The organism is Streptomyces sp. NPDC032126 (assembly GCF_055580085.1).
Map to the genome: position 1 here is coordinate 883,358 of NZ_JBVIMA010000002.1, position 21,454 is coordinate 904,811.

The 21,454-nt window shown below is 70.9% G+C and carries 20 protein-coding genes; 9 read left to right on the forward strand and 11 right to left on the reverse strand.

Annotation, left to right across the window (positions count from 1 at the left end; genetic code table 11):
• Genes ACZ5NW_RS12475 through ACZ5NW_RS12490 form a run of 4 tightly spaced genes read right to left on the reverse strand, consistent with a single transcriptional unit; the run spans window position 1 to window position 4,601 of the window.
• The gene (locus ACZ5NW_RS12475) at window positions 1-987 is read right to left on the reverse strand and encodes an SCO2522 family protein (RefSeq protein WP_468743770.1); all 987 of its coding nucleotides are present in this window, start codon (window positions 985-987) and stop codon (window positions 1-3) included.
• A complete protein-coding gene (locus tag ACZ5NW_RS12480) occupies window positions 984-1,904 on the reverse strand; it encodes an SCO2523 family variant P-loop protein (protein ID WP_468743771.1) in 921 nt (306 codons plus the stop codon). Before ACZ5NW_RS12480 ends, ACZ5NW_RS12475 begins: the two co-directional genes overlap by 4 nt.
• Before the next feature lie 3 nt (window positions 1,905-1,907).
• Entirely contained in the window at window positions 1,908-3,755 is a 1,848-nt protein-coding gene (locus ACZ5NW_RS12485; protein WP_468743772.1) for an SCO2524 family protein, read from the reverse strand.
• 51 nt (window positions 3,756-3,806) lie between these two features.
• Window positions 3,807-4,601, reverse strand: a complete 795-nt coding sequence (locus ACZ5NW_RS12490; RefSeq protein WP_468743773.1) for an SCO2525 family SAM-dependent methyltransferase — start codon at window positions 4,599-4,601, stop codon at window positions 3,807-3,809.
• A gap of 116 nt (window positions 4,602-4,717) precedes the next feature.
• Between ACZ5NW_RS12490 and ACZ5NW_RS12495 the strand changes: the two genes are divergently transcribed.
• The 3 genes from ACZ5NW_RS12495 to ACZ5NW_RS12505 all read left to right on the forward strand — a co-directional run bounded on the left by ACZ5NW_RS12495 (window position 4,718) and on the right by ACZ5NW_RS12505 (window position 6,890).
• Window positions 4,718-5,239 carry a GNAT family N-acetyltransferase gene (locus ACZ5NW_RS12495; RefSeq protein WP_468743774.1) on the forward strand — a complete coding sequence of 174 codons (522 nt, stop codon included), beginning with the start codon at window positions 4,718-4,720 and terminating at the stop codon, window positions 5,237-5,239.
• 116 nt (window positions 5,240-5,355) lie between these two features.
• Window positions 5,356-5,883, forward strand: coding sequence for a SigE family RNA polymerase sigma factor (locus ACZ5NW_RS12500; RefSeq protein WP_468743775.1), 528 nt, complete (start codon window positions 5,356-5,358; stop codon window positions 5,881-5,883).
• Window positions 5,880-6,890, forward strand: coding sequence for a hypothetical protein (locus ACZ5NW_RS12505; RefSeq protein ID WP_468743776.1), 1,011 nt, complete (start codon window positions 5,880-5,882; stop codon window positions 6,888-6,890). The genes ACZ5NW_RS12500 and ACZ5NW_RS12505 overlap by 4 nt, the downstream gene beginning before the upstream one ends.
• On the opposite strand, the gene ACZ5NW_RS12510 is transcribed toward ACZ5NW_RS12505, so the two are convergent.
• From ACZ5NW_RS12510 to leuA, 5 genes are all read right to left on the reverse strand, one after another.
• A complete protein-coding gene (locus ACZ5NW_RS12510; protein ID WP_468743777.1) occupies window positions 6,887-7,561 on the reverse strand; it encodes a response regulator in 675 nt (224 codons plus the stop codon). The two genes, ACZ5NW_RS12505 and ACZ5NW_RS12510, sit on opposite strands and share 4 nt — an antisense overlap.
• Entirely contained in the window at window positions 7,558-8,793 is a 1,236-nt protein-coding gene (locus ACZ5NW_RS12515; protein WP_468743878.1) for a sensor histidine kinase, read from the reverse strand. Before ACZ5NW_RS12515 ends, ACZ5NW_RS12510 begins: the two co-directional genes overlap by 4 nt.
• Before the next feature lie 48 nt (window positions 8,794-8,841).
• A complete protein-coding gene (locus tag ACZ5NW_RS12520) occupies window positions 8,842-10,911 on the reverse strand; it encodes an MMPL family transporter (protein ID WP_468743778.1) in 2,070 nt (689 codons plus the stop codon).
• A gap of 171 nt (window positions 10,912-11,082) precedes the next feature.
• A complete protein-coding gene (locus ACZ5NW_RS12525; protein ID WP_468743779.1) occupies window positions 11,083-11,778 on the reverse strand; it encodes a TerB family tellurite resistance protein in 696 nt (231 codons plus the stop codon).
• Between the two features lie 213 nt (window positions 11,779-11,991).
• Window positions 11,992-13,713: a 2-isopropylmalate synthase gene (gene leuA, locus ACZ5NW_RS12530; RefSeq protein ID WP_468743780.1), complete on the reverse strand. Its 1,722-nt coding sequence runs from the start codon at window positions 13,711-13,713 to the stop codon at window positions 11,992-11,994.
• Between the two features lie 319 nt (window positions 13,714-14,032).
• Here leuA and ACZ5NW_RS12535 point away from each other — a divergent pair, with 319 nt between their 5' ends.
• From ACZ5NW_RS12535 to ACZ5NW_RS12550, 4 genes are read left to right on the forward strand one after another with little or no spacing between them, the layout of a single operon-like run.
• A complete protein-coding gene (locus ACZ5NW_RS12535; protein WP_468743781.1) occupies window positions 14,033-15,103 on the forward strand; it encodes a M4 family metallopeptidase in 1,071 nt (356 codons plus the stop codon).
• Window positions 15,104-15,123: 20 nt separating this feature from the next.
• Window positions 15,124-15,390, forward strand: a complete 267-nt coding sequence (locus ACZ5NW_RS12540; protein ID WP_468743782.1) for a protealysin inhibitor emfourin — start codon at window positions 15,124-15,126, stop codon at window positions 15,388-15,390.
• Window positions 15,391-15,448: 58 nt separating this feature from the next.
• A complete protein-coding gene (locus ACZ5NW_RS12545; protein ID WP_468743783.1) occupies window positions 15,449-16,762 on the forward strand; it encodes a GH1 family beta-glucosidase in 1,314 nt (437 codons plus the stop codon).
• Window positions 16,763-16,799: 37 nt separating this feature from the next.
• Window positions 16,800-17,759, forward strand: coding sequence for a hypothetical protein (locus ACZ5NW_RS12550; protein WP_468743784.1), 960 nt, complete (start codon window positions 16,800-16,802; stop codon window positions 17,757-17,759).
• A gap of 6 nt (window positions 17,760-17,765) precedes the next feature.
• Here ACZ5NW_RS12550 and era read toward each other — a convergent pair whose 3' ends face one another.
• Window positions 17,766-18,719, reverse strand: coding sequence for a GTPase Era (gene era, locus ACZ5NW_RS12555; protein WP_468743785.1), 954 nt, complete (start codon window positions 18,717-18,719; stop codon window positions 17,766-17,768).
• 152 nt (window positions 18,720-18,871) lie between these two features.
• On the opposite strand from era, the gene ACZ5NW_RS12560 reads away from it, so the two are divergent.
• Window positions 18,872-20,182, forward strand: a complete 1,311-nt coding sequence (locus tag ACZ5NW_RS12560; protein WP_468743786.1) for an ammonium transporter — start codon at window positions 18,872-18,874, stop codon at window positions 20,180-20,182.
• Complete coding sequence (locus ACZ5NW_RS12565) at window positions 20,179-20,517, forward strand: P-II family nitrogen regulator (RefSeq protein ID WP_468743787.1); 339 nt, start codon at window positions 20,179-20,181, stop codon at window positions 20,515-20,517. The genes ACZ5NW_RS12560 and ACZ5NW_RS12565 overlap by 4 nt, the downstream gene beginning before the upstream one ends.
• Here ACZ5NW_RS12565 and ACZ5NW_RS12570 read toward each other — a convergent pair.
• Entirely contained in the window at window positions 20,411-21,433 is a 1,023-nt protein-coding gene (locus ACZ5NW_RS12570; protein ID WP_468743788.1) for a DUF916 domain-containing protein, read from the reverse strand. The genes ACZ5NW_RS12565 and ACZ5NW_RS12570 overlap by 107 nt on opposite strands.
• Between the last annotated feature and the right edge of the window lie 21 nt (window positions 21,434-21,454).

Below are 21,454 nucleotides of genomic sequence, written 5' to 3' on the forward strand. Positions count from 1 at the left end.
TCACAGTCCCGGCGGGAAGACGTAGGAGGTGCGGTCCACGATGCCCGCGGGGACGGGGCTGCCCTCGGCGGCGGAGCGCGCGGCGACCTGGTCGAGGATGTCGGTCTCGATCTGCACCTGGTCGAGGACGACGCGTACGGCGTGTTCGACGGGCAGGAAGCGGGCGGGAAGCACGCTGCACGTGCCGTACGCGGTGAAGGGCGGCGCGGACGCGTCGAGGCACAGCACGGGCGGCAGGTCGTCCCATGCGGCGGGGAAGGTCCCCGAGTCCCACGGGGTGGGGGTGAGGACGGGCCGGCCGTTGTCGCGCAGCAGGCCGAGCCGGGTCAGTTGCCACACGGAGGCGAGGAAGGCGCAGGACCAGGTGCGCTGTTCCTCGGGCCCGCTCCACAGTTCGACGTCCATGAAGACGGAGTGGCCGCGGGCGAGGGTCTCGGTGGGGGGCTGCCAGCCCGCGCCGGCGACGAGGGCGGCGGAGACGCGCTGGGAGGGGGTGCGGCGGCCGTTGGTGAGCCAGCCGGTGCGGCTGACGGGCGGGCGGTAGCCGTTGCTGCCGGGCGGCGGGGACTCGACGAGCCGGTCCAGGACGGACTCGGCGAGCGGGGCGCGGTCGCGGTGGGCGGGGTCGGGTGCGGCGCAGCCGGACTCGCGGGCGAGGTAGTCGATGCTCAGGCCGGCCTCGCGGGCGGCGGCCAGCAGGGGCGGGATCAGCTCGGCGGGGGTGGCGAGCCGGCTGAAGTAGTCGTCGATGAGGAAGCAGGTGCTGATCCGGGGCCGCCGGCCCTCGGGCAGGGTGACGGCGGCGCGCACGGCGTCCGCCCAGGGCCGTACGGCGGTGAAGTGCCGGCGCAGCCGTGCGGGGCCCTCGGCGAAGTCCTCCATGTACAAGTGGCCCAATTCCAGGGAGAGATGGGAGAACGGCACGGATTTCGTGCGGGGTTCCGCGCTGGTCTCCCGGAAGCCCGTGCGGGCGGGTGTGTCCCTCACAACTGCCCCCAGAACTTGTCGTCGCTCAGTCGTTCGGCGAGTTCTCCCATCGCCTGCCAGGTCTCGATGTTGGCGACCCGGCTGTCGACCACGTCTTCGTAGGTGATGAGCTGTTCCCGCCATTGCAGGACGGGTTCCAGGGGAATGGACGCCAGGGCCCTGGTCTTTCCGATGCCCAATCCCGCTGCCATTGCTTCGAGTTGGCGGTCGCGTTCATGCATCCACACCGATTGTTCGGGCCGCGCCTGGGACCACAGCGGTGACTGCAGATCGGGTACGGCGGCCCGGACGAAGCGGATGGATCCGCGCAGCGCTTCCGCGTCGTGTCCCATGGCGATTCCGGCCTCGGTGAGACCTTGTTTTCCGAAGACGAGTTCGGCGGCGGCCATCACGTGCTGGCGGGTCCAGCGGTGATAGACGAGCCAGCGGGCTTTGATGCGGGCGAGGGCGCTGGGCGGTGCGGTGGCGGCGAGTGCGAGGTCGGTCGCATAACTGCGTCCGGCGCTCAGGTCGACGACGATGACGTCGAATTCGCGTTTGAGTCGCAGGATCAGATCGATGCACCGGTGCAGGTTCACGCCGTCGGTGACGAATTCCCCGCCGGTGCGGTCGCCGGGCAGCAGGACCAGCCGTCCGGATCCGGCGGGCCGGCTGCGCAGCACGGTGTGCTCGGTGCGCTTCCACACGTCGACGCGCAGGGGTTCGTCGATCTCGCCCCTGAGGTAGGAGTGCAGGCCGTGGCCCTCGGCCTCGGTGAGCACATCGGGCAGGTCGAAGACGGCGGCGGCGGTGGGCGAGCCGAAGTCGAAGTCGAGGTAGCAGACGTCGTCCCCGTCGAGCGCGCGGTGGTAGGCGAGGTTGGCGCTGGTGACGGAGCGGCCGGTGCCTCCCTTGTCGGAGGCGGCGAACACGAGCACGGGTCACACCCCCGAGCCGGTGTTCTCCCGGGCCCGGGCCAGGGAGTCGAGCCGGCTGAGCACGCTGAGCGCCAGGGCGTAGGCGGTGCCGGGCTGTTCGTCGACGAGGCGGCGGGCGCGGCTGAGGTCGACCTCGATGCCCTTGAGGGCCTCGCCCTGGCGGCTCTTGACGAGGGGGGCGGGCTGTTCCATCTGCTCCTTGCCGAAGAGGTGGGCGGACTCACTGAGTAACGCCCGTGCCAGGGCGGCGAGTTCGGTGCTGCGGATGGGCGGCTGGGAGTACAGCTCGTGCGCGGCGACCATGCACTCGGTGATGCGCTCGGTGATGCTCCAGGAGACCGGGCCCTGGCGGGCCGGGGATTCGGGGTAGACGGCGTGCACGTTGTCCCAGAGGCCGACGCCGGAGCCGTCGGCGATACGGCGCTGCCAGAGGTGTTCGAGGATCTCCTCGGCGAGCCGGAGCAGTCGGTCCTGGGAGGCGATGTTGCGGGACAGGCCGCAGAGTTGGACGGTCCGCTTGAGCAGCTGCGCGGAGAAGTCGGCCATCGTCCACTGCATGGGCGGGCCGATGGTCTCGCTGCCGAGGAGGGGCAGGGAGATGCCCGGGTTGTGCAGGGCGATGGAGGGGTCGTCGCGGGTCATGCCGCTGGTGATGCGGCCGCGTTCGGCGAGGCGTTCCATGACGGCGACGGTGCGGGTGAGGTCGTCGTCGGTGGCGCGGCGGCGGACCAGGTCGTGGACGAGGATGGAGGCCACGGAGAGGGAGAAGTACTCGGATTCGAGCTGCTGGAGGGTGGTGCGCCAGGGGATCTCCTCCAGCGGCCAGGTGCCGTCGCCGAAGCGGGCGATGGCGGACCAGTACTGCTGGGTGATCTCCCAGCGCAGCCGGAGGGCGTCGGCGAGCTTCTGCTGTTCGGCGTTGAGCAGGCCGAGGACGAGGGTGCGCTCGGAGAAGAGGTCGGGGATGCCGTCGAGGGCGACGACGGTGAAGTACAGATAGGGCACGGGCAGGGCGACGCCCTGGAGCTGTTTGCCGATGGCTTCGTCGGTCTCGACCTCGGTGGCGTCGCGCACGACGCTCCAGGACCAGCCGCATTCGAACAGCCGGTTCTCGTTGCGCAGTTGCTCGCCGGTCGCGGTGGGCACGCCGAGGGTGACGCTCTCGCTGATGACGGCGCGCAGGGCCTTGAAGCGTTCCTGGAAGCGCTGGACGACCTGCCGTTCGGAGAGTCTGCCCTGGCCGAGCAGCCGGACGAGGGACTGGCCCTGCGGGGTGGCGGTGTCGACGACGTTGACGGTGAAGGAGCGCAGCAGGCTGACCATGGCGGCGGTGAGCCGGGTGCTGGTGGCCTCCTGGAGCCGTTCGATCAGCTCCACGGTGCTGGAGCGCTCCGTCTTGGTCTTGTAGACCTTGAGGAAGCCGAGGGTGGCGAGGCAGAGGGTGACCGACATGGAGTAGGAGTCGACGACGCCCGTCTCGCGCTGTTCCGGGGCGAGTTCCTCGTGCTGGTTCTCGGGGGTGAAGTAGTAGCCGCCGGCGAAGGTGGGGGTGTCACCGAGGCGGTGGCGTTCCATGAAGGTGGTGAGGACGCGCACCAGGTTCGCGGGGATCTCGGTGGAGTCTCCGGCGGTGCGCAGGGCCTTTTCGACGTCGTCCTGGGTGGTGTCGGGATCGTCGAGCCGGAACGAGGTGATCTCGGTGGCGGGATAGAGGAGACAGAGCAGCCGCTCGGCGTCGGCGACGCTGCTGAGTCCGCCCCATTCACCCCACTCCCATTCCCCGTCGTCGAAGGAGTGGCGAGCCAGTGACTGCCATACTTCGAGCAAGTTCTGACGCGGCTTGATCTGCATGCCCATTCCCCTCGCACAGGCCCTTTTCCAGCACACATGACGGCGGCGGCGTCATTCTTTCCGGCGGCCGCAGACGAGAATCATTCCGGTGTGACCGTGCCGGACGAGATGCCCGACGTCAGCCATTCGGTGAACGTCGTCCAGATGTGCGTGTGAACTCAGCGCGGAACGCACTTCGTCGATGTCGATGTCATAGGTGGCGGGGAATTCGAGATCCCCGACCTGATATCCCTCGGAATGCTCCATGAAAGCGGCGGCGAAGGGCGCGCCGGGCTTCAGGACTTTCATGAAGCAGCCCACTCCGAGCCGGAATTCATCGAGTGATTCGGTGATGGATTCGGCGACGAAGAACATCGTGCCGACATCCCAGCGGCGCTTTTCCGCGCAGAGGTCGAAGAGGCTGCCGGGGACGGGGACCGCGGCTTCCCGGAAGCGGGTGCGGGGCGGCGTCCCGAGGCGGTCGTACGCCTCGTCCTTGCACAGGATCTTCCAGAACTGGTCCCAGTGGCCCTCGTAGTGGGGGACCTGGCTCCGCAGATAGTCGATGTTCCGCGAGGACCGCTCCAGCAGGGTGATCTCGTCGCACCACGGGAGCATGGCGAGCGAGGGGTAGAGATTGGGCCCCGCGCCGACGTCGATCCCGGCGGCGACCCGGCCGTGTCCCCCGCTGAGCCGATCACCGAAATGATCGCTGAAATGATCGCGTACCCGGGAAACGATCTCCTCGTCCACAGCCTTCATGTCGAGGTAATTGTTCCCGATGTACTCACGTGGATCAAAGGCATCCCATGGCACATCTCGATTGAGCTTCCGCTCATGCTCAGCTGTGTGCGGTACCGAGGTCATGGTTCAGCCTAGCAGCATTCAGGGGTTGCCGGACCGGATTGCAACGAGCAACCATGGAATGCCCCACCGGATCACATCACCATACAAGACCAGAGGCCGCGGCAAAAGGGGAACATATGATTCCACCCAACGATCGCTACCTGTCGGCAACCGGTTCCTTTCTGGCCCAAACGTCCGAAAGGAATCGGCCCCCGCTGATCCGAGCGGTCACCGAGGCGGATCTGCCCGAAATCGTCCGCGTCGATCAGGAGGTATTCCCGGGCGCCCCCTACCCGTACTTCGTGGTGCGTCAGTTCTTCGACGCCCTCCGTGACCACATGTTCGTCCTGGAGGACGGCTCGGGCGAGCTGCGCGGCTATGTGATGTCGACCGGGACCGACCAGGCCGAGAGCTGGGTGCTGAGCCTGGCCGTCACGGCCGAGATGCGGCGGCAGGGGTGGGGCAGACAGCTGATGACACGGATCATCGGCCACTTACGCGCCCGGGGCGCGCACGCCGTGTGCCTGTCCGTCGAGCCGGGCAACGACTCGGCGATCACCCTCTACCGCTCCCTCGGCTTCACCTCCTCCCCCGACGGGCCGATCCTCGACTACTTCGGACCGGGGCAGCATCGCCTTCTGATGACACTGGTGCTCTGAGGGACCCGCGCCCGTTCTCGCGCCGCCCTTCTTCGCCCCGCCCCGGAATTTCCTTCGTCCGCCGGGCAACCGAATCCCCTCCCCCTGCGGTCTGGAGGGCGAGGAGGGGGTGCTGGATGCAGGACGGGCTGGAGGAGCAGTTCCATGAGTTCGTCAGGGCCAGGTGGTCGCGGCTCGTGCGGACCGCCTATCTGCTGACGGGTGACGTCCACCACGCGGAGGACCTGACGCAGACCGCGCTGGCCAAGGCGTACCGATCGTGGCGGCGCGTGGCGCGCACCGACAACCCGGAGGCGTACGTCCGGCGGATGCTGGTCACCTGCAACAGCGACCGCTTCCGCAAGCGGCGCGTCGCGGAGTCCCTGACCGACGCGCCGCCGGAGGTCCCCTGGCGGGACGAGGGCGCGCGGCGGATCGAGGAGCGTGACGCGCTGCTCGACGCTCTCGCCCAACTGCCGCCCAAGCAGCGGGCGGTGGTGGTCCTGCGCTACTGGGAGGACCTCTCCGAGGCGGAGGTGGCCGAGACTCTCGGCTGCTCACAGGGCACGGTGAAGAGCCAGGCGTCCAAGGGACTGGCGAAGTTGCGCGCGTGTCCGGGCCTGGCCCCGGCCGTGAGCGCGTCCGGGCAGGGAGGCGGACGGTGAACGAGGAATCGAGTGACGTCCCGGAGACCCAGGAGGCCGACGGGACGCGGGAGTTCGAGGAGCGGCTGCGCGAGCTGCTCGCCGAGAACGCGTACGCGATCCACCCCTCGTCGGCGCCGTTTCCGGCGATCCGCCGGCACGGTGTGATCGAGCGGCGCCGGCGGCTGGCGGTGGCCGGGGCGGCACTGGCCGTGCTGGCCGCGGTGCCCGTGGGGGCGTACGCCATGAACGGGGGGAACGGGGGACGGGGCGCTGACACGGCGGCATCGAGGCCGTCGGTCAGCGCCCCGCGGAACCCCACCACGACCTCGCCGGCACCGGCGGTCACCCCGGCCGGGCCCCTGCGCCCGGCCACGGACGGCCAGTTGATGGACGGCATCAGCTTCGAACAGGCCGTGGACGGGCTGGCCAAGTGCCTCGCCTTCGACCGCGCGCACGCCGATCCCGGCAGCACGTCCGGCGCCGGGACCACCGCCGGCACCGGCGCCCCCGGCGCCCCGGGCAACCCGGATCTCGGTCAGGTGCGGGACTACCGCATCCTCCTCGCCATGAGGAGCACCGGCGACTCCAACACCCCCGGTGACGGCTACTTCGTGGTCGCCGTGAAGGACAAGCCCGTGGAGACGCGGCTGATCTGCAACATCAAGGACGGCGAGACGTCCGGCCTGAACACCAGCAGCGGCGACCACTCCACGGACGGCCCCGGCCCGGTCGTCGCCGACATCAACAGCGGCAAGCTGTACCAGCAGTCGTTCATGGACCGGGGCCACTGGAAACTGCCCTTCCGCTGGGGGATCATCGGCACGGTCAAGGCGTCGGTGACCAAGGTGACGGTCTCCTACGGCGGCGGCACCGCCACGGCCGCCCTGGACCACGGCTGGTTCGTCGCCGCCGGCATCCTCGACCGGCAGGTCACGCTCGCGCCGCACATCAAGGGGTACGACTCCTCGGGCAAGCTGGTCTACGACTCCGACAAGGACAAGACGTACCAGAAGGACCTGCCCTAGGCTTGCCCGGTCCCCGGGGTCACCATCCCCGACTCGTAGGCCACGATGACGAGTTGGGCGCGGTCGCGGGCCGCCAGCTTGCCCATGATGCGGCTGACGTGGGTCTTCGCGGTGAGCGGGCTGAGGCCGAGGTGGTCGGCTATCTCGGTGTTGTTCAGTCCGCGCGCGACCAGCGTGAGCACCTCGCGCTCCCGCTCGGACAGGCACTCGGGCCCGCCGGCCGTCGCGGGCACGGTGGACGGGCTGCGCAGGAAGCGGGAGATGAGCCGGGCGGTCGGCCCCGGGGAGAGCAGCGCCTCCCCGGCGGCCACCGTGCGGATGGCGTCCAGGAGTTCGGCCGGGCGGGTGTCCTTCACCAGGAACCCGGACGCGCCGGCGCGCAGTGCCTCGACGATGTTCTCGTCGGTGTCGTACGTCGTCAGCACCAGCACCTTCACCCCGGCGAGGTCCTCGTCGGCGGCGATCAGCCGGGTCGCCTCGATGCCGTCGAGGTCGGGCATGCGGACGTCCATCACGATCAGGTCGGCACGCGAGGCGCGGGCCAGCTCGACGGCCTCGCGGCCGGTGCCGGCCTGTCCGACGACGGCCATGTCGGGCGCCGACTCGACGAGCATCGCGAAGGCGGCCCGGACCAGGGTCTGGTCGTCGGCGAGCAGCACGCGGATGGTCACGGGGTGCCTCCCAGCGGCAGTACGGCGCTCACCTCGAAGCCCCGGCCCGCCGGCAGCGGCCCCGCCTCCAGGCTGCCGCCGGCGCTGCGGGCCCGCTCCCGCATGCCGACCAGTCCGAAACCGGAGGCGCCGGAGCCCTGGCCGGCGCCGTCGTCGGTGACGGTGACGCTCAGGGCGCCGGGCTGCTGCGCGACGCGCACCCGCACCCGCAGGTCGTCGCGTCCGCCGTGCCGTACGGCGTTGGTGAGCGCCTCCTGCACGATCCGGTAGGCGGCGGCGCCCACGGCGGGCGGCACCGGTCCGGCCGCGACGGACACGTCCACCGTGGCTCCGGCGGCCCGCGCGGTCTCGGCCAGCCCGTCCAGTCCGCGCAGGTCGGGCAGGGGGGCCCGGGCGTCGGGGGTGCCGGGCACCCCGTGCTCGCGCAGCACCTCCAGCGTCGTACGGAGTTCGCCGCGCGCGCTGCGGCAGGTGTCGGCGATGTCGTCGAGGGCCTTGGCGACGGCCGCGCGGTCGAGCCGGTCGGGGTCGGCGGTCAGGACGTGGGCGGCGACGGAGGTCTGCACGCCGATCAGGGTGATGCTGTGGGCGAGGAGGTCGTGCAGGTCGCGGGCGATACGGAGCCGTTCCTCGGCGACCCGGCGGCGGGCCTCCTCCTCGCGGGTGCGTTCGGCGCGTTCGGCCCGTTCGACGATGGCGGCGACGTACTGGCGGTAGTAGCGCACGTCGATGCCGACGAAGAGGACGGCGATCAGCCAGCCGGAGATCCGCAGCCACTCCAGCGCCTCGTGCCGGTTGACGGTCAGCATGACGCTCGTCGAGACGGTGAGCACGGCGGCGCCGGTCAGCACGGTGCGCAGGGGGCGGCTGGTGGAGGCGACCGTGAAGAGCGCGATGTACGCGGCCGGGGCCGGGGCGGCGTGGTTGTTGTCGAGGGCGTGGTACGGCGCGATCACCACCACGATGGCGGCGAGGACCGCGAGCGGGTGGCGGCGCCGCCAGAGCAGCGGGACCTGCGCGGCCAGCAGCAGGGTCCAGCCGAGCGCGTCGGGCCGCCGCGCCTCGTCGGTGAAGAGGGCGACGACGACGGCGTGCGCGGTGGAGGCGAGGGCGAGCAGCGCGTCATTGCGGCGGGCATGCGGGGCGGTGAGCGGGTCGCGGTGGATCGCGGCCAGGATCCGCTCGCCGACACGGGGTTTGGGGACTGCGGGCACTTCGGACACGGACCTCATCATCCGGGAGGAGGGCGCCCCTCCGGGAGGGAGGGGCGCCCGGTTACGTCACACCAGCTCGGGCTGCCGGTCCGGCCGGTCCGGCTCGGGTGCCTTCGACAGCGGCCCGGGCCACCACACCCTTCGGCCCAGCGCCACGCTCGCGCTGGTCACCAGGTAGGTGCGCACCAGGAAGGTGTCAAGGAGCACGCCGACCGCGATGACGAAGCCGAGTTCGACGAGCTGTACGAGGCCCATGTTGGTCAGTACGGCGAAGGTCGCGGCGAGCACCAGCCCGGCGGAGGCGATGACACCGCCGGTCGTGCGCAGCGCGGTCAGCGCGGCGGCGGAGGGATCCGCGCCGGCGAGCGACTCCTCCCGCATGCGGTGCATGAGGAAGATGCCGTAGTCGACGCCGAGGGCCACCAGGAACACGAAGGACAGCAAACCCAGTCCCGGGTCGGTGCCGTCGAAGCCGAACAGCGGCCCGAAGACCAGCCCGCCGATGCCGAGCGCGGCGCCCCACACGGCGACCACGGCCGTGACCAGGATCAGCGGGGCGACGAGGGAGCGCAGCAGGGCGATCAGGATGAGCAGGACGGAGGCGAGCACGATCGGCACGACGACCGTCCGGTCGCGGGCGTTGGTGTCCTTCAGGTCGAGCTGCTGGGCGCTGGGCCCGCCGACGTAGGACCCGTCGAGCCGGTCGCGCAGGGCCTCGATGGTGCGGGTCTCGCCGGCCGACTGGGGCGGGTCGGCGGCGACGACGGACAGCTCGGTCCAGCCGTCCCCGGTACGGCCCACGCGGGCGTTGTCGACGCCGTGGGTCGCGCGGATCGCGGCGAGGGTGGCGTCGGCGCGGCCGGCCGGGGTGAGGACGGTGATGGGCTGGCTGGAGCGTTCCGGGTAGGCGTCGGCGAGGGTCCGCATCGCGGCGACGGACTCGGGCCGGTCGACGAAGGAGTCGGCCTGCTTGACGGTGCCGGGCAGGTTGAGGACGCCGAGGGCGAGCGCGCCGAGCAGGGCGGCGCCGGAGACGAGGACGGTCAGCGGGCGGCGGCCTGCGGAGGAGCCCATCGCCGCGAACAGCGACCGGCGGGCCTTGGGCGTGCTGCCGTAGGCCGGGACGAGCGGCCAGAACACGCGGCGGCCGAGCAGGACCAGGACGGCCGGCAGCAGGGTCAGCATGGCGACGAGCGCGCACAGCACGCCGACCGTGCCGAGCGGGCCCATGCCCCGGTTGGAGTTGAGGTCGGCGGCGAGCAGGCACAGCAGTCCGGCGGCGACGGTCCCGGAGGAGGCGAGCACGGCGGGGCCGCAGCCGCGCAGGGCGGCCGCCATCGCGTCGTACGGCCGTTCGTGGCGGCGCAGTTCCTCGCGGTAGCGGGAGACGAGCAGCAGGGCGTAGTCCGTGCCGGCGCCGAAGACGAGGATGGTCATGATGCCGGTGCTCTGGCCGGACACCTGGGTGTCGAAGGCCTGGTGGAGGCCGTAGGCGACGCCGGTGGAGAGGTAGTCGGCGATGCCGGCCACGATGAGCGGCACGAGCCACAGCACGGGGCTGCGGTAGATGAGGATCAGCAGGACGGCGACGACGGCGACGGTCGTGTAGAGCAGGGGTCCGCCGAGCGACTGGTAGACCTCGGCGGCGTCGGTGGCGAGCGCGCTGGGTCCGCCGACCTCGACGCGCAGACCGTCGCCGCTGTGCGCGACGGCGCGGACGTCGTCGACGAAGGTGTCGCGCGCGTCCTCGTCGTCGCCGGGCTCGTTGCTGGTGACGGGGTACATGAGAGTGGTCCCGTCGGCGGACGGGATGCCGCGCGGCTCGGCGGTGAGGACGTGCGATCCGGCGATCCGCCGGATCTGCCCGGCGGCGGTCGTGCGGTCGGCGGCGGTCAGGCCGCCGTCGCGGTGGTAGACGAGCACGAGTTCGGTGGTCTCACCGCCGGGCAGCCGCTGCTCCAGCTCGGCGACCTGCGTGGAGTCGGCGCTCGCCGGCAGGTAGTCGGTGACCCGGTCACGCTGCACATCGGCGAGCTTCGACGCGAACGGCGAGGCGAGCGCGAGCACGCCGACCCACAGGGCGAGCATCACCCACGGGATGGCCCGCCGCCTCGTACGTGTGTTTCCGGCCCCCATGCGACGGGCCCTCCCTCCGGAACGGACATCTGGCAACGCACACCAGACTCCCGGCACGAGGGAGGGGATTCGTCGAACGAGGGACCGACTTCCGCCCTACTCCGTGGGGCGGCCGAAGGGCCGGATTACTCCCTGGGGAGTATCCGGCCGGGAGAACGCGGGACCCTGCCGCTACGACGGCGTCCGCGCGGCGGCGAGCAGCCGGGTGACCTCGTCCGCGCCGATGGTGAGCGCCGCCCCCACGGTCGCCAGCGCCTCCCGCTCCGCGGGCGTGTACGGCCCGTCGGCGAGGGCGATACGAGCCCCCTGCAGCAGGATCGATTCGCGGCCGACCGGAGACAGGTGCGGGGCGAGCGGGTCGAGGGCCTCGTGCAGCTCTATGGCGAGCCCGGGCCCGCAGGGCTCGCCGTAGGCCCGCCCGGTGTCGGCGGCGAGGGCTTCCACGAGGGCGGCGAGCTGCTCCTCCGTACAGTCCTCGAAGCCGGCCAGGCGCACCGCGACGGCGGCCGCCTCCAGGGACGTACGGGCGCAGGTGCCGCCGGCGGTCAGCACCGCGAGGGCGACGGTGTGCACGGCGTCGCGGAGCATCGCGGAGAAGCGGGTGGTGGTGGGGTGGTCGAGGACGTCGGTGGCGAAGTGGCGGCGGCAGGCGGCGCACTCCACGACGGGTCCGGTCTCGCCGCGCGGCAGCACGGGCACGCCCAGCAGGGTGAGGCGGCGGCGTCCGGTGAGCCGCTGATAGTTGCGGTCGCCGCCGCAGCCGGGGCAGAAGAACTCCCCGTCGCCCACGGGCGTCCACGCGGTGCGGGTGCCCAGGATCCGCGCAAGCCTGGCGGCACGGCCGTCTCGTCCCCGTACTGGCAGCACGTCGCACCTCCGTAACCACGCGGCAACATCGCCGCGCTTGCGTGATGTTAGCCACATCGAGGAGGCATAGTCATTACCTGGGACGAGACCTGTCCGTGACCTTCACGGGATTTGGCCGGTATACAGCGGAACCCCGCGCCCCAGAAAGGGGCGCGGGGAACTGCGCGACCAGCCACGACGGCGCAGCAGCCGAAGACGAGCCGAAACCTCTACTCAGCGAGCCGCACGATTAACGGCGGAGACAACAGCCTTCAGCGACGCACGCGTCGTGTTCGCGTCGATCCCGATACCCCAGAGGACCTTGTCCCCGATCGCACACTCGATGTACGACGCGGCCTGCGCGGACGCACCCTCGCTCATCGTGTGCTCCTGGTAGTCCAGCAGCCGCACATCCAGTCCGATGGACTCCAGCGCGTTGAAGAAGGCCGAGATCGGACCGTTGCCGGAGCCGGTCAGGACGGTGTCCTCGCCGTCGACCGTCGCCTCGACGGTGAGGGTGTCCACGCCGTCGGTGTCGGTGGTCGACTGGCCGGTGCGGACCTGGATGCGGCCCCACGGGTTCTCCGGGTTCGGCAGGTACTCGTCCTGGAAGACCGCCCAGATCTCCTTCGGCGTGATCTCGCCGCCCTCGGCGTCCGTCTTCGCCTGGATGAGCTTGGAGAACTCGATCTGCATCCGGCGCGGCAGGTCCAGCTTGTGGTCGTTCTTCAGGACGTAGGAGATGCCGCCCTTGCCGGACTGCGAGTTGACGCGGATCACGGCCTCGTAGGAGCGGCCGACGTCCTTGGGGTCGATCGGCAGGTACGGGACCGCCCACTCGATGTCGTCGACGGTGACGCCCTTGGCCTTGGCGTCCGCCTCCATCGCGTCGAAGCCCTTCTTGATGGCGTCCTGGTGGGAGCCGGAGAAGGACGTGTAGACCAGGTCGCCCACGTACGGGTGGCGCGGGTGGACCTCCATCTGGTTGCAGTACTCCCACGTACGACGGATCTCGTCGATGTCGGAGAAGTCGATCTGCGGGTCGACGCCCTGGGAGAACAGGTTCATGCCCAGGGTGACCAGGTCGACGTTGCCGGTGCGCTCGCCCTGCCCGAACAGGCAGCCCTCGACGCGGTCGGCGCCGGCCATCAGCGCCAGCTCGGCGGCGGCGACGGCCGTACCGCGGTCGTTGTGCGGGTGGATCGACAGGCAGACGTACTCGCGGCGGGACAGGTTGCGGCCCATCCACTCGAAGCGGTCGGCGTGCGTCGAGGGGGTCGAACGCTCAACCGTGGCGGGCAGGTTGAGGATGATCTCGCGGCCCGGACCCGGCTGGTAGACGTCCATGACCGCCTCGCAGACCTCCAGCGCGAAGTCCAGCTCGGTATCGGTGAAGATCTCCGGCGAGTACTGGTAGCCGAACTCGGTCTCGGGGCCCAGCAGCTTCTCGGCGTACTCCATCACCAGGCGCGTGCCGTCGACGGCGATCTGCTTGATGTCGTCCTTGGAGCCGCGGAAGACGACGCGGCGGAAGACCGGGGCGGTGGCGTTGTACAGGTGGACGGTGGCCCGCTTGGCGCCCTTCAGGGACTCCACGGTCCGCTCGATCAGGTCCTCGCGGGCCTGGGTCAGTACGGAGATCGTGACGTCGTCGGGGATCGCGCCCTCTTCCTCGATGATCGAGCGCACGAAGTCGAAGTCGGTCTGGCCGGAGGCGGGGAAGCCGACCTCGATCTCCTTGTAGCCCATCTTGACCAGCTGGTCGAACATCCGGCGCTTGCGCTCGGGCGACATGGGGTCGATCAGGGCCTGGTTGCCGTCGCGCAGGTCCGTCGACAGCCAACGGGGGGCCTGGGTGATCCGCCGCTCGGGCCAGGTGCGGTCGGCGAGGTCCACCTGCTCGTACTGGCCGTACTTGTGGATCGGCATCGTGCTGGGCTGCTGGCGGTTCGCCATGATTGCGGGGCTCCTCAAGGGGTCCGGAAGGACGGCCGACGACGCAACGCCAAGCTCCGCGGGGAGGGGGTCGGCCTCGACTACAGGCCCTCGCCGCGGCAGCTAAGGAGAAGCAGCCCGAAACGCATAGTGCTCCGCAGCCTAGCGAAGCCTTCCGGTGCGCGCGGGCCTGTCCCAGTATGCGGGACCGCCCGGAGAAAAGGGACAAAACGTGCGCCATACCACTTCGGAGCCGGAAGGGGGCCCTCGCCACCAGAGTTTTCACCGATCATGGTTGCTTGTAGTGACACTGCAATAACAGAGTGCAAGGGTGCGGGGCATGACCATCCACGGGGGCCACGAGCCCGTCTTCTGCACCGTCGTACCACCGCATCTCCTCGACCGGCTCGCACGCCACGAGGACCCCGCGCTGTCGGGTCCCGCACAGCGCACCCTGATGCGCGACAGCGAGCTGCGCGGCAGGCGCCGCGTCACCACCGAGTTCCGTCTCGCGGCGGCCCCGGCGAACAGGGCACCGTCCGACCAGCCGCTGCGCACGATCTTCGACGCCGAGCACGGCACCGAGCTGCCCGGCTCCAAGGTCCGCGGCGAGGGCGAGGACGCCGGCCAGGACGCCACGGTCAACCGCGCCTACTCCGGACTCGGCGCGACCTTCGACCTCTACCTCAAGATCTACGGCCGCCACTCGATCGACGGCGACGGCCTGCCCCTGAACGCCACCGTCCACTACGACGAGAACTACAACAACGCCTTCTGGAACGGCGAGCAGATGGTGTTCGGCGACGGGGACGGCGAGATCTTCCTCGACTTCACGCTCCCGGTCGACGTCATCGGCCATGAACTGACCCACGGCGTCACGCAGTACACGGCGAACCTCACCTACTACGGCCAGCCGGGCGCCCTGAACGAGTCGATGTCGGACGTCTTCGGCTCGCTCATCAAGCAGTACGCGCTGGGCCAGACCGCCGCCGAGGCCGACTGGCTGATCGGCGCCGGCCTGCTCGCCCCAAGCGTCACCGGCGTGGCCCTGCGCTCCATGAAGGCCCCGGGCACGGCGTACGACGACGACGTCCTCGGCAAGGACCCGCAGCCCTCGACGATGGACGACTATGTGCGCACCGGCCGGGACAACGGCGGCGTCCACATCAACTCCGGCATCCCCAACCACGCGTTCTACCTGGTCGCCACCGCGCTGGGCGGCAACGCCTGGGAGCGGGCCGGGCAGATCTGGTACGACGTCCTCACCGGCGGCGAGCTCTCGGACCGGCCCCAGTTCACCGACTTCGCCCAGCTGACCGTCAAGGCCGCGCGGGAGCGGTACGGCGACGGGGGCGACGAGTTCCAGGCCGTGCAGAAGGCGTGGGAGCAGGTGGGGGTGCGCAGCCTGTAGTTCCGTACTAGACAGGGTCCATGCGGATTCAGGTGCGGCGCACGGGCGGTTTCGCGGGCATCGAGCGCCACGCGGAGGTGAACACCGCCGGGCTGCCCGACGCACAGGAGTGGCACGCCCTGGCCGAGCGCGCCCTGGCCGACGGCCGGGGCGCGCCCCCGCTCGGGGTGCCGGACGGCTTCGCCTACGAGATCACCGTGGACGGCAGGACGGTGTACTGCGCGGATCCCCGGCTCACGGAGGAGCAGCGGAGGCTGATCTCCCGGGTGCTGAAGGAAGGGGCGTAACCGGCAGTTCCCGCTGGGGCGTTGACTTCTGTTACCGCTGGTACGGATGATCCGGCGCATGGCGACTGATGCGCGGACCCCGATACCCCCGTTCCCGGCCGGCTTCCTGTGGGGCGTCTCCACCTCGGCCCACCAGATCGAGGGGGCGGCCAACGAGCGCGAGCCCTCCGTGTGGGACGCCTTCAGCGCGGAACCCGGACGGATCAAGGACGGCACGACCGCGACCGTGGCCTGCGACCACTACCACCGCTACCGCGAGGACGTGGCGCTCCTCGCCGGCCTGGGCGTGGACGCGTACCGCTTCTCGATCTCCTGGCCCCGGGTGCGCTCGGCGGGCGGCCTGGACTTCTACGACCGGCTCGTCGACGAGCTGTGCGCGGCGGGCGTACGGCCCGTGCCGACCCTCTTCCACTGGGACCTGCCGGCCTCGCTGGACTGGCTGGACCGGGACACGGCGGCGCGGTTCGCCGAGCATGTGTCGGTCGTGGCCGGGCGGCTCGGCGACCGGGTGGGCAAGTGGATCACCCTCAACGAGCCCGCCGAACACACCCTGTTCGGACACGCGCTGGGTGCCCACGCCCCCGGCAAGCAGCTCATGTTCGACGCGCTCCCCGTCGCCCACCACCAGCTGCTGGCCCACGGCCTGGCCGTGCGGGCGCTGCGCGCGTCCGGCGCCACGGACATCGGCATCGCCAACTCCCACGGCCCCACCTGGGCGGCCTCCGCCGACCCGGCGGACGTGGAGGCGGCCGACTTCTACGACGTCCTGCTCAACCGGCTGTTCGCCGATCCGGTGCTGCTGGGTGAATACCCGGCGGGGCTCGGGGAGTTGATGCCGGGGGACGTCGAGGCCGACCTGAAGGTCATCGCGGAGCCGCTGGACTTCTACGGCGTCAACTTCTACGCGCCGACCCGCGTGGGAGCCCCGCAGGGCGAGGACATCGACTTCGGCGGACTGACCATCCCCGCCGAACTCCCCTTCTCCGTAAGGGAGATCGAGAACGTCCCGGTCACCGACTTCGGCTGGCCGGTGGTCCCCGAGGCCCTCACGGAACTGCTCACCGGCTTCCACGAGCGCTACGGCGAGAAACTCCCGCCGGTCGTCATCACCGAGAACGGCTGCTCGTACGAGGGGCTCGACGACCAGGACCGCGTCACCTACCTCGACGGCCATGTCCGGGCCGTGCACGGGGCGTTGGCGGCGGGCGTGGACGTGCGCGGCTACTTCGTGTGGTCGCTGCTGGACAACTTCGAGTGGGCGGAGGGGTACGCGCGCAGGTTCGGCCTGGTGCACGTGGACTTCGAGACGCTGGAGCGGACCCCGAAGGCGTCGTACGGCTGGTATCGGGACCTGATACGGGGCCAGAGGTGAGAAAGTAGCCCCCATCGCACACCTGGGGGAGGACGGAATGCGCGACACCCGCTGGGGACTTGAGCTGGTCTGCGCCTGCTATCTGCTGGTCGTCTACATCACCAACCGAGGACTGATCGCCGCCCCGCGCTACCGTCTGCTGCTGGCCCGGCTGCGGGACTGCCGGGCCAGGGCCGAGCTGCTGGCGGCCACCAGCGCGCAGGACGCGCCGGCGCACGCGGTGGTGACCGCGGTGAAGGACCGGCTGACCGATCTCGACCGGGGCGGCACGGTGGTGTGGCGGCTGAGCTCCCGCTTCGGGGTGATAGCGATCCCGCTGTCGAAGCTGGCGGCGGCGTGGCGGGTGCTGCACGGGGCGGAGCGGCGGCTGCTCGCGGTGGAACCGCCGGTGGAGGCACTGGCCCAGCGGGAATGGCTGCTGCGGCAGCTGGCCGAGTCCGGCGAGCCGGGGGACGCGGAGCTGGCCGCGCGGCTCGGCGCCGACTCCGCGGCGGACCCGGACCGGCCGGAGGCGCGGGCGCTGCTGCTCGCGGCGGCGCAGCGGGTGCACGATCTGGAGGACGGCGCCTCGGAGCGGGACTACGAGCAGCAGCGGATCGCGCTGTGGCTGGCGATGATCGGCATCGGTTCGATCCTGCTGATCGGCAGGACCCTGGACCACCGGGAGACGATGCTGCTGGGCGCGCTGGGCGGCTTCCTCTCCCCGGTGATCAGCGTGATGCGGTCGCAGCGGGCGCAGTCCTGGGGCGCGATGGTGCTGGCGCCGGTGGGCGGGGCGCTGGCGGCGGTGGGCGGGCTGCTGCTGGTCCGCATGCTGGCCGACCCCGACCTGAATCTGCTGGGCCAGGTCTTCCTGGAGAACTCCTGGAACGCCCCGGCCCGCCCCATCGCCCTGGCCATCGCCCTGCTCTTCGGCTTCTCCGGCACCCTCTTCTCCCGCCTGGCCCTCACCGCAACAGGCCAACTGGCAGGCCCCACTCCCCCACGCCCGGCCTGACCCCCGTCAGAACCCGAGCCGACGCAGCTGCTTCGGGTCCCGCTGCCAGTCCTTGGCGACCTTTACGTGCAGGTCCAAGAAGACCGGGGTGCCGAGGAGGGCCTCGATGTGTTTGCGGGACTTGATGCCGACGTCCTTCAGGCGCTTGCCCTTGGGGCCGATGATGATGCCCTTCTGGCTGGGGCGCTCGATGAAGATGTTCGCGTGGATGTCGAGGAGCGGCTTGTCGGCCGGACGGTCCTCGCGGGGGAGCATCTCCTCGACGACGACCGCGATGGAGTGCGGCAGCTCGTCGCGGACGCCCTCCAGCGCGGCCTCGCGGATCAGCTCGGCCACCATCACCTGTTCGGGCTCGTCCGTCAGATCGCCCTCGGGGTAGAGGGCGGGGCCCTCGGGCAGGAGCGGGATCAGGAGGTCGGCCAGCAGGCTCACCTGCTTGTCGCCGACCGCCGAGACGGGCACGATCTCCGCCCACTCGATCCCCAGCTCCTTGCCGAGCTGGTCGATCGCGATCAGCTGCTCGGCGAGGGTCTTGGAGTCCACCAGGTCGGTCTTGGTGACGATCGCGATCTTCGGGGTGCGCTTGATCCCCGACAGCTCCTTCGCGATGAAGCGGTCACCGGGCCCGATCTTCTCGTTCGCGGGCAGGCAGAAGCCGATCACATCGACCTCGGCCCAGGTGGTGCGCACCACGTCGTTGAGCCGCTCGCCCAGCAGCGTGCGCGGCTTGTGCAGCCCCGGCGTGTCGACCAGGATCAGCTGGGCGTCGGGCCGGTGCACGATGCCCCGTACGGTGTGCCGGGTGGTCTGCGGGCGGTTGGAGGTGATCGCCACCTTCTGCCCCACCAGAGCGTTCGTCAGGGTGGACTTGCCTGCGTTGGGGCGGCCCACGAAGCAGGCGAAGCCGGCGCGGTGGACGGCCTCGGCCGACTGCTCGGATGACTGGGTACGAACGCTCATGGCGCCCATTGTCCCTGATCCACGGAGCCCCGCCGCACCGTGAGGTTTCAGTAACCCCGACGCAACGAAACGTCACGGAAACACACCCGTACGCAAGCGGAAACGCACACCGGTGACCCTCTGACGAGCCCCCGCATCCGTTGGAGACGCCCGTGACCCTCGCCGCCGCGCACGCCGACACCGGTGACACCGCCTGGCTGCTCGCCGCCACCGCCCTCGTCCTGCTGATGACACCGGGCCTGGCCCTGTTCTACGGCGGCATGGTCCGCACGAAGAGCGTCCTCAACATGCTGATGATGAGCTTCGTGTCGATCGCCCTGGTCACGGTGGTGTGGCTGGCCGGCGGCTACTCACTGGCCTTCGGCGACGACATCGGCGGCGGGCTCATCGGCGGCCTGAAGCACGCCGGCATGGCGGGCATCGGCCCCGACAGCGTCCAGGGCACGGTCCCCACGCTCCTCTTCGCCACCTTCCAGCTCACCTTCGCGATCATCACGGCGGCGCTGATCAGCGGGGCGATCGCGGACCGCGCGAAGTTCGGCGCGTGGCTGGTCTTCGTACCGGTGTGGGCGCTGCTCGTATACGTTCCGGTCGCGCACTGGGTGTGGGGCCCCGGCGGCTGGATCCTCGACGGGCTCGGCGCCCTCGATTTCGCCGGCGGTCTCCCCGTCGAGATCACCTCCGGCGCCTCCGGACTGGCGCTGTGCCTGGTCCTCGGCCCCCGGCTGGGCTTCAAGAAGGACGCCATGCGCCCGCACAACCTGCCCATGGTGATGCTCGGCGCGGGCCTGCTCTGGTTCGGCTGGTTCGGCTTCAACGCGGGTTCGGCGCTCGGCGCGAACGGCCTCGCGGCCGCCGCCTTCCTCAACACGCTCGCCGCCGGCTGCACGGGCCTGCTGGGCTGGCTCTTCGTCGAGCAGAAGCGCGACGGCCACCCCACCACGCTGGGCGCCGCGTCCGGCGCGGTCGCCGGTCTGGTCGCGATCACCCCGTCCTGCGGCTCGGTCTCCCTGCTCGGCGCGCTCGTCGTCGGCCTCGCCGCCGGTGTGGTGTGCAGTTACGCGGTGAGCTGGAAGTTCAAGCTGAACTACGACGACTCCCTGGACGTCGTCGGCGTCCACCTGGTGGGCGGCGTCATCGGCACCCTCCTCATCGGCGTCTTCGCCGAGAAGGCCATGACGGGCGGCACCGAGGGCCTGTTCTACGGCGGCGGCCTCACCCAGCTCGGCAAGCAGGCGGTCGCCGTGGTGGTCGTGGCGGCGTACGCGTTCTCGGTGACGTACGGCATCGGCAAGCTGCTCGACCGGGCGATCGGCTTCCGGGCGGGCGAGGAGCAGGAGCACACCGGCCTGGACCTTACGGTGCACGCCGAGACGGCATACGATCACGGCGTCCTGGGCCACGGCGCCCCGGTCGCCCACTCCGTCCTCCCCTCCGCCCAGAAGGTCAAGCCCCAGGCATGAAGCTCATCACCGCGATCGTCAAGCCGTACCGCCTCGACGAGGTCAAGACCGCCCTTCAGGAGCTGGGCGTGCACGGGCTGACCGTGACGGAGGCCAGCGGCTACGGCCGTCAGCGCGGCCACACCGAGGTGTACCGCGGCGCCGAGTACCAGGTGGACCTGGTCCCGAAGGTGCGGATCGAGGTCGTCGTCGAGGACGCCGACGCGGACCCGGTGATCGACGCGATCGTCAGGGCCGCGCAGACGGGGAAGATCGGGGACGGGAAGGTGTGGGCTCTTCCGGTGGAGACGGTCGTCCGGGTACGGACCGGCGAGCGCGGTCCCGACGCGCTCTGACCCTTCGGCCGAGCAGCGCCCCGCCCGCGACCCCGGCGACGAGGACCAGGACCAGCAGCAGCCAGGGCAGCGCGAGGAAGGAGGCGCTCGCCGCCTCCCGGGTGCCCTCGGCGCTGGCCGTGACGGTGACCTCGCCCCGGTCCAGCTGGGGTGCGCCCCGCCATGACTCGCTGAGCCGGACCCGCTGTCCCGGCAGCAGTTCGGCGGGGATCCCGGTCAGGTCGCGGGCGAGCAGCGTACGGCCGAACAGCCCGCGCGCCCGCAGCTCCACCTTCGGGTGCAGGGTGACGTTCCCGGTGTTGCGCAGCGTGTACGAGATCGTCGCCGTGCTGTCGCCGAGCCCGGGCAGCAGCGGCCGGTGGTGGTCGATCCGCACGTCCTCGACGGCGAGCGCGGGCAGGGTGGGGCCGCCGACCTGGAGATACAGCCGCGCCCCGACGGCCCGGCGCACACCGAGGGCGACGCCGTCGCCACCCTGCTCCACCCGCTCGTCGACCGCGACGATCGCCCCGGGGTGATCACCGGGCTCGGCGCCCTTCGGCACGCGGAGGGTGAAGGGCACGGTGACGCTGCCGTGCCCGGGCACGGTCACCCGGTCCCTCGCGGGTTTCGCCCAGGCTCCCACGCCCCGCATCCGCTCCCCCGCCCCCTTCACGGCGAAGCCGCCGTCGCGCGGCGTGTTGTAGGCGTCGGCGGCGTAGAGCCGGAAGGTCAGCGGCGCGGCGGTCTTGTTCTCGACGACGACCTTGTCCTCGATCGTCTGCCCGGGGTCGGCTGAGACATAGAAATACGGCCGCGCGGAGACGGCCGTGGAGACGGGGTACACGGACCAGCTGCCGTTGTCGGCGGCGTGCGCGGGCGCGCACGGCAGCAGGCTCAGGAAGGGGATCAGGAGGAGGACGTACAGCTTGCGCATGGGTGCGGACCCCCACGGACG